This window comes from Roseovarius sp. D22-M7 (assembly GCF_037083785.1).
In the GTDB taxonomy this organism is placed as follows: domain Bacteria; phylum Pseudomonadota; class Alphaproteobacteria; order Rhodobacterales; family Rhodobacteraceae; genus Roseovarius.
This window is the reverse complement of record NZ_JBAPKY010000042.1, coordinates 1-14,829: the sequence shown is the minus strand read 5'-3', so window position 1 is coordinate 14,829 and position 14,829 is coordinate 1. Positions and strand designations below refer to the sequence as shown.

Genomic DNA, 14,829 nt, shown 5'->3' with positions numbered 1-14,829 from the left:
GATCAGCCCCCGGGCGCGGCGGCATCGACGGCCGCACCGGGGCGGACCTTGTTGACGCCCTCGGTAATCACGCGTTCCCCCTCGGTCAGCCCCTCGGCGATAACGGCGAAACCTTCGGCGCTGCGGCTAACGGTGATGCGGCGCTGCTCTGCAACTTCCCCTTCGCCCACCACAAGGACAAAGGCCCCTTGAATGTCGCGCTGCACCGCCTGCGCCGGGATCGCCAATTCGCCACCGGGAGTGTCCGAGGTGAGCGTCACGCGAACCAACTCGCCATCCAACAAAAGCCCGACGGGGTTGGAGAAACGCGCGCGCAGCGTCACGCTGTCCGTGCGCGAATTGACCCGGGAGTCCACGAAATCGATATCGCCCTGCAGATCATAGACAGTGCCGTTGGCCAGTGTCAGGCTGACGGCTGCCTCTTTCGAGACCTCGCCGCGATCGACCCGTTCGAGAAAATTGCGCAATACCGCCGTCGGCACCGGGAATTCGGCATGGATCGGATCAAGCTGCACCAGCGTCGCCAGCGTTCCGGTCTCAGGACCGATCAGCGCGCCTTCATCCACAGGTGTATTCCCGATGCGCCCCTCGAACGGGGCCTTGATCTCAGTGTAGGAGAGGTTGGTGCGCGCCCGGTCGAGCGCGGCCTCGAGCCGCAGCACATCCGCCTCTGCCGTCGCAAGCGCGGCTTCGGCCTGGTCGAGCCGCGCTTGCGCCCCAGCCTCACGCGCGACCAGTTCGGCCTGGCGGTCGCGTTCGATCTGCGCAAGATCGCGTTGCGCCAGTGCGGCGCGCAGCGCGCCTTCCGCCTCGCGTGCCGTGGCCTCGTACAGATCGCTCTCGATAACGAACAACGTCTGACCTTCTGTCACCCTGGCACCAGGGGTAAACCCGATCTTCTCGATCACGCCGGACACACGTGCAGCAAGCGCCACCCGGCGATTGGCGTCCAGACGGCCGTTGAAGTCAGAGGTTTCCGCAAGGTCGCGCGTCGTCGCCTCGACCGCGACAACCGCGGGGCGCGGCTCTGCGTCCTGTGCGGACAGACCGCCACCACCGGTCGCCAAAGTTACGGATAATAATATGAGCCTGATCAATAGAGCCTCACAGCAAAAGCAATCTGCGTAAGAGTATGGGCAGACCTATCGAGTGTGTCACGCAATAATCGCCGTGCGACACGAGATGTCGACAACCGGGTGGAGGGTGACGCCGCGCACCGAACTTGGCATAATCCGACACATGGTTGCAAAGACTCCTCTTTTTTTGGAGAGAACAGCGCCGTGCCAATATCATGCAAGCCGGGAGGGGTAAGTCTCATTGGTGTCATGCGGCGCCTCGACGCGGCCTGACCAACAACCAACCGGCAATGGCGAGATAAACGAAGATGCCCACCGTCAGAAGGGCCTGATCCGGGCGCGGGTTGCGCGCCGTAGGGGCCTCCGGCAGTCGGCCCGAAAGTGCTGCTGCCGCACGCAGACTCGCCCCGACATCGGGCTTCGTGCCGAGAGCCCGATCGATTGCCCGCACGGTCGTGTCGGTGAGCGATTGCACACGCGTGTCGAATGAGATCGGCCCCTGCCGACCGAGCCCCGCGCTCTCGGGCGGAGCCGGGCCGGTGATGACCGTCTGCATCGACAATGCCGAAAGGGCCTCGTCGATCCCCGGATGGTTTTCGGGACGGATGCGGGCCTCTCCAAGAAAGGGCAGGGCCAGCCGGGCCGGCCCGTGCCACCACTCGGAGGCATCCACCAGGCGGAGGTCTTCCTCGTTGCGCAGCAATTCCACCACATCGCCGCGCTGACGTGTCGCAACCACCAGGCCGGCATCTGCGTGCCCCCGTGCGATCGCGTCCCCGATCGCAGCCGATCCCCCATCGACCTGCGGCGCAACGGTGATGTCCGCCACCACATATCGGGCCAGAACACAGGCGATCAGGTGACTCGGCGAGCCTTTCGGGCCGGTCGCAACCACTCGCGCACCACCCAGCCTTTCCGGCCCTTCCCGCGGCGCAATGGCATAAAGAACCGAACGGCCGACGACACCTATCGCTTCTACCATCTCGTCGCGTACCACGCCATCGGGCGTGAGCCGGAAATGCGCTGCGGCAGGCACCACCGCCATCCGGGCTTCACCAATCGCGAGCGCTTCTAGCGGGTGCGGCTCAGGCGCCAGCGCCACGGCGCGGCCCGGCATCGCCGTTCGTATCGCATCGAGTGCTCGATTACCGGGGTTGGCGCCGATCTCGTGCGGATCCAGAGCGATCCTTAGAGGGATCTCCGGCGGGGTCGCGGCGGCGCTCTCGGCAAGACCGAGCCTCGCGAGCGCAATGGCGGCGATGGCGCGTGGTGTGCGACCCGCCACCTGAACCTGGCGAACCAGCGCGCGCAGCATCTGTGCATCTATCGCACCGGCAAGAGGGGCGAGCGCCTCGCGCAGGTCTGGATGGCGCTGGAGCGCAGCGGTACTTGTCAGCGGCGCGGCCTCGTAGGCAGGGAAGAAAGGTTGGTCCACGATCAGAGGCGTGAGGGCGAAATCGGCGATTTGGGGATCCGTCGAGAATCCGATCATCACGTCTATGCGCTGATCGATGAGCATCTGGTACAGATCCTCACGGCGATCCTCGGAGACGATGACCACGTCGCTGAAGTCGAGGCCGAAGCGCTCCAGAAAGCCGGCGAGCCCGTCCCTCGAACGCTCAGCGAAACTGCGGCTGACCCCGAGACGAAGGTTGCCTGCCCGAGGTGCAAGGTCGCTCACATCCGACAAATCCATTCGCTGAGAGAGCGTCCGGCGCGTCACCGGCACGAAGCGCGACTCGAACCCGAACGGCGCGAGAAATTCGAGGCNTTCGCTGAGAGAGCGTCCGGCGCGTCACCGGCACGAAGCGCGACTCGAACCCGAACGGCGCGAGAAATTCGAGGCCGAGCTCGGCGAAGGGCGCGGCGAGCCGCGCCCGGACCGTATCCGCATCGGTTTCCGGCGGGGTATCGAGCAGCGCCAGCGCCGTCCCGGTATACTCGGGATATACGTCCACGGCACCAGACCGAAGGGCCTGGAACACGTCGGCACTGTCACCGACACCGATCCGGCGCTCCGCAGCGAGGCCGCGCGCCTCCAGCATCAGCACCATCATCTCGGCCAGTATGCGATCCTGCACAGTGTCCTTCGACGAGACGACGACCGGGGTGCGGACGCAGCCTGCCAAAAGCACCGAAACGACCACCAGGGCTGCAGCACGCCACCGCATCAGACCCGCTCCTGCGCGGCGGCGGTTCCCATCGGCTCGTCGGCGAGGGCGCGAAGGAACCCGACAAGCTGCAGCACGAGCACGACCGAAAACGGGATCGCACCCAGCGTCGCCATCGCCCGCGCCACCTCCACCGAGGCCGAGAGCAGGGTCGCGGCGGTGATCACGGCCACAAGACTGCCCCAGACGAGCTTGGCCGAAGCGCGTGGATTGAGGCTACCATTCGTCGTCAACATCGAGAGAACGAACGTGCCGGAATCCGCAGAGGTCACCAGAAAGATGAAGATCAGCGCAAGCGCGACCGCGGCCAGAACGCCCGTAAACGGAAAGTAGCCGAGGAAGGCAAAGAGCGCCTCTGACACGTTGTCGGCTACCAGCGCCGACAGCCCGCCCGGCCCGAACAGTTCCACATAGATGCCCGCCCCGCCGAATACCGCGAACCACAGGATCGAGAACAGTGTCGGGACGAGGATCACACCGGCGCAGAATTCACGAATAGTACGGCCACGAGAAATCCGTGCAATGAAGACGCCGACGAACGGCCCCCAGGCCAGCCACCAGATGAGATAAGTCAGCGTCCAGCTTGCCGACCACTCCGTGAGCCCTTCGTAGGGATACAGCCGGAAAGAGATCGAAACGATCTGCGAGAGATAGGACCCGAGCGTGTCGACCGCGCTTTCGAAGATGAAAGCCGTCGGCCCTGCCGCCATGATGAAAAGCATCAGCCCGATCGCCAGGATCATGTTGATGTTGGACAGCAGCTTCATCCCTTTCTCGACACCGGTGAGTGTCGAGATCATGTACGTGGCGAACAACACCGCGAGGATGATTAGGGCGACGCCGCCGGTTTCGGGTGTGCCAATTGTGCTTGCCAGTCCCGAGCGCATCTGAAGGGTTCCCATGGCCAGTGAGCCCGCCAGACCAAAGACCACAGCAACCACGCCCAGCACGTCCGCCGCCACCGAGACGCCGCGCTCGGTCCGCCCGCCAATCAGGCCTGTGAGCGGCGTGGAGATCAGCGGCTTGCCCCCGCGCCGAAAGCTGAAATAGGCGATGACCAATGCGCAGATCCCGTAGATCGACCAAGCGTGCAGCCCCCAATGCAGGTTGGTGATCACCATCGCGGCACGCGCAGCCTCTGGCGTTCCGCCCTCGCGCCCCGGCGGCGCGGCGAAATGGGTGACAGGCTCGGCCACCCCCCAGAACAGCAGCCCCGCCCCCATGCCTCCCGCGAAGAGCATCGCGATCCACGAGACCGTGGAAAATTCGGGGCGGTCGTCATCGGCCCCGAGCCGAATGCGACCCCAGGGACCGAGCGCCAGGACAGCCGCAAAGATCACAAAGGCCGAGCAGAGCGTGAGCCACCACCAGCTTGCGCCCACCATGAACCATGTGGTGAATCCGAGCACGGCTCCAGCCATTCTGTCCGGGTCGAGCACACCCCACAGCCCCACGGGCACGCACACCGCCAGTGCGAGCAAGAAGACCGGGTTCTGTTTCATCTCAGCGCCCCTTTATTTCATTATGGTCAGGCTTTACCTGTTTTATGGCCTGAAAAGTGCTTCGCACAAAAAGACCGGGCATGATGTCTTTGCGTCAACACCTGAATATCGACTGGAACGCGACTCCCGGAGCATGCTCTGAGCCATGCCGCCTTCAGCCGTAGACGTGTTCCTTTCCGAAGTGACGGGTCAGCAGGTAGTAGACCACCGCGCGATACTTGTTTCGCTCGGACATGCCATAGGTTTGCATCACCTTCTCGATCGCCTCCATCAGCTCCGGGCCATCCGGGACTCCGAGTTTCTTGATCAGGAAATTATGTTTCACCGTTTCGAGTTCAGCGGGCTGACTGGCGGCGACTGTCGCTGCATCAGCATCATAGATTGTCGGTCCGCAGCCAATAGTTACCTTCGTCAGAAGGTCCATGTCTGGCTCCACTCCGCATTTGCTGCGCAGATCGTCGGCATAGCGCGCAATAAGATCGTCTCTTTTACCCATGAACTTCTCTCTTTTCCAAGAAACACCAGCCACTGCCCGATATTCCCGAGTGGTTAAAAGTGGTTACGGCAAGTCGGCCTGCTTCCGCCTGATGCTCAAGCGTATTATGCTCCGCGCGATCCAGGCGTCCGCCATATCGACCAGATGATTGGGGGCAGGTTGTACACCTGCGGTTACACCGACGAACATGAGACGATGAGGCCGGCATGTCCAATGCACCATTGGTGGTCTGCAATAACATTCTCGCATCACCGACCCGTTGAAAGGGCACCAGGACAGGCCACCAAATTTGCGGCGATCGTCAATTTGCCGACGAACGACCACCGCCGCCCGTCAGCAATAATGCGCGCCGCAACCCCGCTTACTTGAAGAAGTTGAAAGGCGGTGCCGGCGGCATGCCGCCGTCAAGCTTGCGTGGGAGGTCCTCGCGCATCGGTTTGTCGAAGCCGCGTGGGATGTAATACCAGGGTACGATCATGTTCTCGTGGTAGGCGCGACCGACTATCGGCCCGTCCAACGACCCCTCATGCAGATACATCGCCCCCTCCCAAAGCGCGGTATAGTCGGCAAAGCCGATCGCCTGCTGCTCAGGATATTCGGGGGCCACGTAGAAGATGCCTTGCGGCGTCTCTAGTTTTCCGTAGAGCGGAATGTCGACATTCTCGACGACGTTTGAGGGCCAGGATTTGATCGTGGTCCACTTGACCGATCCGCCGAGGGCATACTCCATCCGTCCGTCGGCATGAATATAGGCGTAGTTCGTGATCTCTTCGGCGATCGAAAGGTCGGGCTTGCGCCAGAAACGAAGGCGGAACATGTCGCCGTTATCCAAGTAGGCGTTCTGCCAGATGTAGTGACCCTCAAGGTGATCGGGCGTGCGCAGGTTGCCCCACTGGTGTTCCCACCATGCAAGCCCCTCGACCTCCATCTCGCGACCGTTGACCACGACGGGCCCCGAGATCATCATTTTTGGCGCGATCGTGTAGTAGGAGATGCCGTAGACCGTCTCTGGATTGTGGCGCCCCGTGCGCGACACATCATAGCCCTCGTTCTCGAGACCCCAGGGGGTGTTGAAGATATAACCCGGCGCATAGACCTTGCCGGTGATGTCCATGCTCATCGGCACGGAGTTACGTTCAGGCGCGGCTTCCACGACACTCGCCTTGAAATTCCATGTCTCATCCGCGGCGCGATAGCTTTCTTCCATCTGCCCATGCTCCGGCGTGCCGATGGTATAGCGGAACCAGAAGTCTTCCTTGGCCGCGTCACTCGGCGAGCCATCGGTCGTGAATTCGCCGGGATAAAGCGTGACAGCCGGCTGGAACTCGCCTGTCTTGAGATTGTGAAGGGCGAAGAACATGTTCTTCACTGGCCTCTGGTGTCCCTCGTCCCAGCCAGAAAAAAGCGTCATCCAGAAGATTGTATATGGATCTCCGGTCGCCTTGTCATAGACGAAGGCGCTGAAATAATACCATTCCACATATTCCGGTCCGTGATAGATCGGGCCGTAGTGATAGCGGTGGTCACGTGGAAACTTGTAGAGTTCGTGCCCGCTTTCCGTCTCTATACCTTTCATTTCGCCCTCGCCAAAGGGCGTCGCATTGCCTCTTCCTGTAGGCGTTGGGGGGTATTCCGGGAATCCCCATTCATAAGAGCGGGGCGACGTCTCCCCCTTGAGCTGAGCCCAGACAGTTGCTGGCGCAGCAGACAAAGCTGTTCCCGACGCGAGCAGTTTGAGTAGAAGTCTGCGATCCATATCATTTCTCCCTTAAAACTGTCCGGTGACAGCACATAACCATGAATGGCGGCCACCGTGCCTGATCCTGCAAACACGGGATATACAAGGTAAAAACTCGAACCAGGCACGGCCACGTATTGAATCGTATTGAAAAGGACCGAGGAGAGTCTAATGCGTTTTGGGGTGGCTGTGATGCAGAAGGTTCCACCCTGCATACCGGCTGTCGATCGATGAAGTGTGGTCCCGAGCTTGCCAACAGGGAATTACAGCGCTCGAAAAAATCATCACGGGTAGGCTTGCAGCATGCCTGTCCAAAAGGGATAGTCTGACGACAGATCGTGGAGAATTTGACATGCGATTGCAGATAAGACGTGCCGCAGGTTGGGTGACGGTTGCAGTGTTGGGTCTGCCGATCGCTGCAACGGCTGACGAATCCGTGGTGGAGAGTTTTCGCTTGTCAGATGCGAGGGCATTGGTGACCGCCTGCAGCTTGCCGGAGGAGCATGCGCTGCATGCCAGAGCCAATGCGTTCTGCCTCGGATATATGTCAGGGGCGATGCAATTTTATGGGGCGGCCATAAAATCACCCGAGGTGACCCCCTTCGTCTGTGCGCCAAAGGAACTGTCGCGCGGGTCCCTCAGGGACATTTTCCTTGACTGGGCAAGATCCAATCCACGCAGGTTGGGTGAGCCGGCCATTGAGGGTCTGGTGCGCGCTGCTGTCGCAAAGTTCCCCTGCAACCCGTGAGGACCGAACAGATGATGAAACAAGAGGCGGGGCGCGGCCTGAATCGCCGGGGAGCCGGTCGGGTCGCGATGATGGGTGTCGTTGTTGCGAGCGTTTTGGGCTTGAACGCCTGCGAAAATGCCGGCAGGAATGTCGCAGTGGGTGCCGCAGCCGGTGCCGCCGGTAGTGCGACGGCGGCGGCGATCCGCGGCGACGATGTGATGGAAAACGCGGCAGTGGGGGCAGCAACCGGTGCCGCGGCCGGTTTGGCCGGGTCGTTCGTGGCAGGCTTCTTTTAAGCTGACTGCGAAGGCTCCCTTTCGGATCCAGTCCAGTCGCACGTTTTGGTCGCTTAAGCCCCGAAAACGAAAAAAATATCTGACGCGATTTCGACCGTTTGAACCTCTGTCGCCTTTGACATATTGGTTGGTCGCGATGAAGGCGCAAATGCGGTCGGCGAATGGTTGTTGAAGGTTCTGCCAAGTTTATACGGGCTACCGAATGAGCGTGGTTTCGCAGATTGCCGCAGGAAGCTTTCTACTGGTTCTTTGCACGATCATTCATCTTTGGGTGGTCTCAAGGGTCCTGACGATATTCCGTGAGCGCAGCACGGACACGGCTGGAAAGCAGCCGATGGTGGATTTCTTCTGGCTTTGCTTTGCGGTGCTCGCAGCGTTGTTTTCACATACTGGACAGGTGTATCTTTGGTCATTTGCACTTTTGCAGATTGGTGCGCTGCGGGGCTATGAAGCGTCGATTTACTTCGTATTGGTGAGTTACACGACCTTGGGATATGGAGACATAATCCTTAATCCGCAGTTTCGGATACTCGGTGCCATGTCGTCAGTGACCGGGATCATCATGTTCGGCATCACGACAGCCTTTCTGGTGGCTGTCCTCGGGCGCGGTTTCTTGCGGAACTGAAGCTCTGCACGATGTCTGCGCAGGCTTGTATCGAGTGACAAGGGAATCGGGCTTGGAAAACGCTGCGATGACTGGCGGTCTTGCGGCAGGGCGTGAGATGGCTTCAGAGTGGGAGGGGTGTCCAGGGAGCCGTCACAGCCATGCAGATTTCCCTGTCCGCCTTCGACACGGTCCCCGATCCGCGCGACAGTAACACGCGCCGCGACCTCGGGGAGTTGCTTATCATTGCCTTAGTCGCTGTCCTGTGCGGATCGGCATACTGCGCTGAAATGGCCGCGTTCGGTCGCGCAAAAGAGAGCCTATTCAGGGCGTTACTGAAGCTCAAGTATACGATCCCGTCGGTGGTGTCTCGAAAGTGGTGCAAATTCCAGTTGGGCGCCTCCGGGCAAATTTCGGTATGACGCGGCAGGGGCCGCCTCGTCAAGGACGGTGGGTTCAAGCGAGTGATCGACGGTTTTCCCAGCCATCGACCTTTCGCATCTGGATCTCGCCGGATGCAAGCAGGGCCCAGAGACGCATCGGCACCGTCTCTGGCGCGGGCAGCACGGTCTGCGTCTTGATGCGGCGGCGGAATTCCACGAGTGCCACGCGAAGGCTGGAATAGTTGGCCTGGCGGACATCGCCGGTGACCAGATGATACGGCAGCCCCAGCGAGGCCGAGACCGCCAGAAGCGTGCGGTACTGGAACGCCTCGTAACCGCCGCCCACATCCGCCGGTGACGAGAACTTCACATCCTCCCCGGGCAGCAGCACCTGCATCGTGCCGGGCTCGAGGCTGGCGATGGCCGCGCCATCCAGATCCGCCTCGTCTTCGCCCATCATCGGCTCTTCCGGCGCGGTCTTGGTGATGAAGCCCGCGAACATCGCCGCGGTCTTTTTCCGGTCGAGTTCGGCGTCGTCATACTGATCGAGCAGGAACAGCCGCACCATCGCCGGCGCTACATGCGGCAGCCCGCGGATCTGGCCGGCATCGAGCGGCCGGTAGATGTGCAGCACATCCTCGGCCGGCACGCGCACGGTTTCCGGCAAAGCGACACGCTGGTCGGTGCTGTCGCCCGGATGGGTGCGGCGGAAATGATAGGCCACGCGGCGCCCGATCAGATCGAACTCGATCCCGCAGCGGATCGGGTTGCCGTTTGCGGCTGTCCCGGTCTTCTCGAAGGGCAGCATTTCAGATTGCAGCAGCTGCATCTGCATCGGGACCAGTAGCCCGTCCTCGGCCCGGCGCGGGCGCATCCGCACGAAACACTCGCCTGCCACGAACATCTCGCGCGCCACCATGGCCTGCAGCCCGTAGAAATCGGTCAGCCCCTCGGCATCGTACTCGTCGGTCCAGGCGAGCCAGAGGCGCTGCAGCTCCTCCTTGCGCGCAGGATCGGCGACCTTCGAGATCGGCTTGATCCCGTCGCCCGCGGTATTGGCGGCCCAGCTTTCCACCGCGTTCACCGCATAGCCGTTATTGCGCACCAGCCAGCGGGCCCGGGCGGTGATGTCGGCCCCGACGCCGCAATCAGCGCGTTGACATGCGCGCGGGTCGCGCGAAATCCCCGCAGCCGACGGTGGTGCTGGCCCGCGTCGAACCCGCCGATGAAGGCGCCGAGGCGTTGCCGCCAGTTCATCGCACTCATCACAGGTCCTTCACGGCATGGGGGCGCAGAATACGACGGCTGGTCTTTTCGAGCGTCGCGATCCGCCGCTCGATATCGGCAATCGCGGCGGCCAGCTCCGCGTCCGAGCCATAGGTGACGGTCTTGCCGTCATAGCTGACGCTGCGCGTGCCGCTGTAGCGCGCGGTCAGCAGCGCGGCGTGGTGGCGTTTGAGATCGTCGAGGGTCATGCTCATTCCATGTATTTTGGCGTGCTCACCCGCCAGCCGCGCCGCCGTGGCGTGGTCACGCGCCCCGCCTGAGGCTCGTTGGGCGTCTCGGGTGCCACGTCCAGTTCTGGGGCGGCGGTCTCCACCCCGGCCTGTTTCTCGAGGCTTTGCCACATCCGCGCGTCGAACCGGTCCGCGCCGAGGATCCACGCCGCGGCCCTTGCATAGATGCGGGTATCAAGAGCTTCGTTGCGTTCGCGCATCTTCTGCCATTCCTGGCGCGCGTAGCCGCGCTTGTTGCGGATGGTGACCAACTGCTCGGCGACCAGCTGTTTCAGCCATTCGCTGTCGGCCCAGTCCGGCAGGTGGATCGTGCCGGCCGGATCGGGCACGCCGTTGGCGCGCTGCTCGTCGCTCGGCGTCTCCAGCCGCAAATGGCGGTAGGTCTCGGCCTTGAAGGTGGCCGTGGCCACGGTCCAGAGCCGCGCGCCGCGCTTGAGCTTGCGGCCATTCACCGTGGCGTCCACGAAAGTCGGCCCCGAGACAGGTGTGGCGCGGTTGAAGCCTTCCATGCCCTTCACCGGCGCCACCTGGGCCGTGCCCTGCTGGCGCGCCCAGGCATAGACGGCAGCAGATTCGTAGCCGGTATCGATGGCGAGCTTCGCCAGCGTCATCACCGCGCCGTGCTCATGCATCCATGTCCGGCCGAGGAGCCCGGTGAGCGCCTCCCAGCAGGCGGGATCGTCCGGACCGCCCGGGATCACGATGTGATCGACGAGCCAGCTTTCCAGACCCCGGCCCCAGGCCCAGACATCGACCTCGATCCGGTCCTTCTGCACATCCGCGCCCGCGGTCAGGAACAGCCCGCCTGCGGGGATCTGTGCCGGATAGGTCTCGCGCCGGTCGGCCAGGCGCTGCCAGTCCGGGGCTTCTCCGCTCTCCACCCATGTCTCGCCCAGCAGGGTGTTGCGCGCCGCGCTCAGCATCTCGTCGGAGCCCTGGGCGGCCAGCCAGTCGCGCGCGATCTGCGCCCAGCTCTTCCAGCCGATCGGCGAATAGAGCGCCGAGAGGTGGAACCCGATGGCGTGGGCATCCGCGGTCGCGGCCGTCGCCCGCCATTCGCCCCCCTCCAGCATCGCCGTCTTGTGGTGCTCGGCAATGGGCGTCTCGCAGCCCGCGCAGGTGTACGCGGCGGTGTCCGGCTGATCCTTCTCCCAGCGCAGGCGCTCGAACTGCAGCCACTGCATATGGCCACAATGCGGACACGGCACGAAATAGCGGCGCTGATCACTGGCCTCGAACTCGCGCTCGATGCGGGACAGCCCGCGGATCGTGGGCGTCGAGACCATGAATACCTTGCGCCGATGCGCAAAGGTCGTGGTGCGCGCCTCGGCCAGCGTGACCGGGTCGCCTTCTTCGTCGGCCGAGGCCGGATAGGCATCGACCTCGTCGAGAAAGATGTAGCGCGCGGGCATCGAGCGCAGGCCGGTGGCCGAATTGGCACCCGTCAGCACCAGGATGCCGCCTGGGAACTCCTTGGACAGCATGGAGTTGCCTGCATCGCGCGAGCGGGACGGTTGCACGCGTTCCTTCAGCGCGGCGCTGTCCGCGATCAGCGGGTCGATCCGACCGCGCGAGCTCCGCTTGGCCATCTCGACGGTGGGCAGCACCGCCAGCATCGGCCCGGGCGCGTGGTGGATCACGAACCCGATCCAGTTGTTGCCCGCTTCCGTGGCGCCGACCTGCGCGGCCTTCATGAAACTGACGCGCTGTGCGGGGTGCCCCGGCGAGAGCGCATCCATGATCTCGCGCAGATACGGCGTGCGCGCTGTGCGGTAGCGCCCGGGCTCGGCCGAGGCCCGGGAGGACAACCAGCGATGCGCATCCGCCCATGTCGACACGGTAAGATCCGGATCGGGGCGCACGCCGCGCCGCCAGGCGCGCAGGATGTCCTCGGCGCCGTCGAAGCCAAGGTCGAGGTCGGCGCTCAGGTCGCTGTCGGTCAGACCGTGGTCATCATCCCCATCATTCAAGCGAGACCCGGAGGTCTGCGAGGGCGTCGAGCTGCTCTCGGACATGGGCTTCCAGCACCCTCTGCAGGATCGCAGTCTCGATCGTCACGGCCTCCCCCGATGCGGCCTCCATCTCTGCGGCCAGTTGCGCGGCCATCAAGGCCGCCACGCGCGTGGGCCAGGTGATCCATACGTCGCGCTCCTGACGCGCGAGGCGAAACACCAGCGTCTCGGCGCGGGCGCGATCGACCAGCGCGCCCTTCTTGCGCTGGATCGCGAGCTGGCGCTCCTGCGCCTGGTAGACGGTCAGGGCGGTGCGGGCCTTGAGGTAGGAGGCGCTGTCGCCGGGCCCGGAGACTGCACTGCCCTCGACATTGCTGCTGTCGGCGCCGCCGCGTGCGCGTATCTGCTGATCCGGATCGGTCATCCCGCCCCGGCGCGCATCCGAGGCCGCGGCATCGATCGAGCCGTCGGCAAACAGCACCAGCCGACCCGTCTTGCGCGCCTTCTGCACCGCGCCGCGCGAGAGCCCGGCATGCGCAGCGTAGGCTCGTTCGGACAGTCCTTCCATGGCACTGTGATCGCCTTCAAAGCATTGGAACTAAACGCAGAAAGGCGTATATTCGAGTTGATTACACGTCCCCGTCGAGCGACTCTGGTTCCCACGAGGCGGCGGCATCGCGTACCGCCAGGCACCAAATCGGAGACAGCCCCATGACCATCGCCCAACGTTACAACGCCGAGGCGGCCCGCCTGCTTCCCCACATGGCGGAAAGCCTGGCCGTCAAGCCGACCATCACCACCGCGAACGAGATCGACGAGATCGTGTTCCGCCGCAGCGAATTCCTCGGCAGCATGGCCTGCGCCATCCTCGCCATGATCGAACAACAGAATTGAGAGGCCCCGAAAATGAGCACCCGAGCGCAGATCGCCATCGAAATCGGCCCTTGGGAATCGGCGCACGTCTACGTCCACTATGATGGGTATCCCGCGCACATGCTGCCCGCGCTGGCGCGCTGGATGCCCGAGGACATCCTCGCCGCGCGAGAAATCCGGCAGGTCCCCAAGGATGAAATCGACGGCTTCGAGCCGCCCCGCGACCCGCCCGTCCTGCCAATGCCCACGCGCGAGCTTTGTCATCTCTATGTCTGGCTCGCCGGAGCTTGGGTCGAGGTCAACCCGGGTGCCGAATGATCAGAAAGCAACTTTATGGCTCTGATTCTCCTACACTTTCAGTCCTCGCAGAGCGATTCTGATGACACAAGGACGATGCAACTCACCCAAAGGAGTCACCGAGATGACTACCCGCCTGAACCCAATCACTACGCCCCGCCACCAACTCCGCGCCGAGAAGGCGCGCCGGAACCGCGAAGCCGCCATGAACGCCTTCATCGGCAAGAAGGCCGAAATCGATGAAATGCTCGCCCGTCTCCAGAGACTGAGCGACGATCACTTCGACTGCCACCCAGACGAGATCAGCTGGGGCGACGTCGGCACCCTTGGACACTATGCCGAACTCCTGACGCGCATCACTGACAGCGCCTTTGGTGAGGGCGAACACGCCGAGTGATCCTTCCGGCCCGGCCTTCCGCGCAGCCCGTCACCGTGGCGGGATGAGCCCGGTAGAAGGGAACGCACCCCGCGCTGCCGAACAGATACCGGAGACCCTGATGCCCAAGCTCACCGACACCCAGACCATCATCCTCAGCCGTGCGGCCACGCGCCCCGGCCATCTGGCTATGCCGTTGCCCGGCGGGCTGCACGGGGCCGCGGCGAAGATGTCCGTGACCCGCATGATATCCAATGGCTGGCTCGAAGAGGTCGCGGCAGACACGCGCCGCGGCGATCCGCTCTGGCGCGAGACCGGCGATGGTCATGGCACCATGCTTGTCGCGACCGAAGCGGGTCTGGAAGCCATCGGGATCGAGCCGATGGTCCCCAAGTCCACCAGCGCGTCGCGTAAGGCGAAACCGGACCCCGCGCCGTCGTCCGCGACTCCCGATACTCCAAAGCCTGTCGCCATCCGGGCGGGCACGAAGCAGGCGCAGATCATCGCGCTGCTTCAGCGGCCCGAGGGGGCATCCATTGCCGAGATCGTTGAAGCGACGGGCTGGCAGGCCCACAGCGCGCGCGGCATGATCTCCGGCGGGCTCAGGAAGAAACTGGGGCTCGCCGTCACCTCCCGGAAGGAGGCGAACAGGGGCACTGTCTACAGTCTGGACGCGTGATCCGGGCTCACGCCTCGTCGACATCGATCCGATCTGCAACGTCCTGGGCTGTCAATGTGCATTCAAAACTGACCCGGTGTGATCATCCAAAAATGACCCACCCCGGAGGTGGCAAAGCCCACAGGCGAGCGGCCACCAA

At 63.3% G+C, this 14,829-nt stretch carries 17 protein-coding genes and 1 pseudogene; 8 read left to right on the top strand and 10 right to left on the bottom strand.

The annotated features are described in order from the left end of the window. Positions 1–2: 2 nt before the first annotated feature. The 6 genes from V8324_RS16015 to V8324_RS15990 all read right to left on the bottom strand — a co-directional run bounded on the left by V8324_RS16015 (position 3) and on the right by V8324_RS15990 (position 7,001). Positions 3–1,097: an efflux RND transporter periplasmic adaptor subunit gene (locus V8324_RS16015; RefSeq protein ID WP_336420934.1), complete on the bottom strand. Its 1,095-nt coding sequence runs from the start codon at positions 1,095–1,097 to the stop codon at positions 3–5. A 226-nt stretch (positions 1,098–1,323) separates the two neighbouring features. After that, a complete protein-coding gene (locus V8324_RS16010; protein WP_336420933.1) occupies positions 1,324–2,757 on the bottom strand; it encodes a glycine betaine ABC transporter substrate-binding protein in 1,434 nt (477 codons plus the stop codon). Further along, positions 2,696–3,247 carry a glycine betaine ABC transporter substrate-binding protein gene (locus V8324_RS16005; RefSeq protein ID WP_336420932.1) on the bottom strand — a complete coding sequence of 184 codons (552 nt, stop codon included), beginning with the start codon at positions 3,245–3,247 and terminating at the stop codon, positions 2,696–2,698. The genes V8324_RS16010 and V8324_RS16005 overlap by 62 nt, the downstream gene beginning before the upstream one ends. Next, positions 3,247–4,749, bottom strand: a complete 1,503-nt coding sequence (locus tag V8324_RS16000) for a BCCT family transporter (RefSeq protein ID WP_336420931.1) — start codon at positions 4,747–4,749, stop codon at positions 3,247–3,249. Before V8324_RS16000 ends, V8324_RS16005 begins: the two co-directional genes overlap by 1 nt. Positions 4,750–4,903: 154 nt before the next feature. After that, positions 4,904–5,245, bottom strand: coding sequence for a DUF2853 family protein (locus V8324_RS15995; protein ID WP_336420930.1), 342 nt, complete (start codon positions 5,243–5,245; stop codon positions 4,904–4,906). A gap of 361 nt (positions 5,246–5,606) precedes the next feature. After that, positions 5,607–7,001 (bottom strand): lipocalin-like domain-containing protein, encoded by a 1,395-nt coding sequence (locus tag V8324_RS15990; RefSeq protein ID WP_336420929.1) that lies wholly within the window; start codon positions 6,999–7,001, stop codon positions 5,607–5,609. A 334-nt stretch (positions 7,002–7,335) separates the two neighbouring features. Here V8324_RS15990 and V8324_RS15985 point away from each other — a divergent pair, with 334 nt between their 5' ends. From V8324_RS15985 to V8324_RS15970, 4 genes are all read left to right on the top strand, one after another. Further along, positions 7,336–7,731: a Rap1a/Tai family immunity protein gene (locus V8324_RS15985; protein WP_336420928.1), complete on the top strand. Its 396-nt coding sequence runs from the start codon at positions 7,336–7,338 to the stop codon at positions 7,729–7,731. Between the two features lie 11 nt (positions 7,732–7,742). Beyond that, positions 7,743–8,009: a hypothetical protein gene (locus V8324_RS15980; RefSeq protein WP_336420927.1), complete on the top strand. Its 267-nt coding sequence runs from the start codon at positions 7,743–7,745 to the stop codon at positions 8,007–8,009. Between the two features lie 202 nt (positions 8,010–8,211). After that, positions 8,212–8,634: an ion channel gene (locus V8324_RS15975; RefSeq protein WP_336420926.1), complete on the top strand. Its 423-nt coding sequence runs from the start codon at positions 8,212–8,214 to the stop codon at positions 8,632–8,634. 140 nt (positions 8,635–8,774) lie between these two features. Then, positions 8,775–9,035: a transposase family protein gene (locus V8324_RS15970; RefSeq protein ID WP_336420925.1), complete on the top strand. Its 261-nt coding sequence runs from the start codon at positions 8,775–8,777 to the stop codon at positions 9,033–9,035. Here V8324_RS15970 and V8324_RS15965 read toward each other — a convergent pair. The 4 genes and pseudogenes from V8324_RS15965 to V8324_RS15950 all read right to left on the bottom strand — a co-directional run bounded on the left by V8324_RS15965 (position 8,946) and on the right by V8324_RS15950 (position 13,033). Then, positions 8,946–10,253 (bottom strand): annotated as a pseudogene (locus V8324_RS15965) (phage portal protein). The gene V8324_RS15970 and the pseudogene V8324_RS15965 sit on opposite strands and share 90 nt — an antisense overlap. An 8-nt stretch (positions 10,254–10,261) precedes the next feature. After that, entirely contained in the window at positions 10,262–10,471 is a 210-nt protein-coding gene (locus V8324_RS15960; RefSeq protein WP_336420924.1) for a phage head-tail joining protein, read from the bottom strand. 2 nt (positions 10,472–10,473) lie between these two features. Further along, entirely contained in the window at positions 10,474–12,528 is a 2,055-nt protein-coding gene (locus tag V8324_RS15955) for a phage terminase large subunit family protein (protein ID WP_336420923.1), read from the bottom strand. Next, the gene (locus V8324_RS15950) at positions 12,476–13,033 is read right to left on the bottom strand and encodes a hypothetical protein (protein ID WP_336420922.1); all 558 of its coding nucleotides are present in this window, start codon (positions 13,031–13,033) and stop codon (positions 12,476–12,478) included. The genes V8324_RS15955 and V8324_RS15950 overlap by 53 nt, the downstream gene beginning before the upstream one ends. A 143-nt stretch (positions 13,034–13,176) precedes the next feature. On the opposite strand from V8324_RS15950, the gene V8324_RS15945 reads away from it, so the two are divergent. The 4 genes from V8324_RS15945 (at position 13,177) to V8324_RS15930 (ending at position 14,690) form a co-directional block, all read left to right on the top strand. Continuing rightward, complete coding sequence (locus V8324_RS15945; RefSeq protein ID WP_336420921.1) at positions 13,177–13,359, top strand: hypothetical protein; 183 nt, start codon at positions 13,177–13,179, stop codon at positions 13,357–13,359. Between the two features lie 12 nt (positions 13,360–13,371). Continuing rightward, complete coding sequence (locus V8324_RS15940) at positions 13,372–13,656, top strand: hypothetical protein (RefSeq protein ID WP_336420920.1); 285 nt, start codon at positions 13,372–13,374, stop codon at positions 13,654–13,656. Positions 13,657–13,759: 103 nt separating this feature from the next. Further along, positions 13,760–14,032: a hypothetical protein gene (locus V8324_RS15935; protein WP_336420919.1), complete on the top strand. Its 273-nt coding sequence runs from the start codon at positions 13,760–13,762 to the stop codon at positions 14,030–14,032. Positions 14,033–14,132: 100 nt separating this feature from the next. Beyond that, positions 14,133–14,690, top strand: coding sequence for a DUF3489 domain-containing protein (locus V8324_RS15930; protein WP_336420918.1), 558 nt, complete (start codon positions 14,133–14,135; stop codon positions 14,688–14,690). Positions 14,691–14,829: the final 139 nt, after the last annotated feature.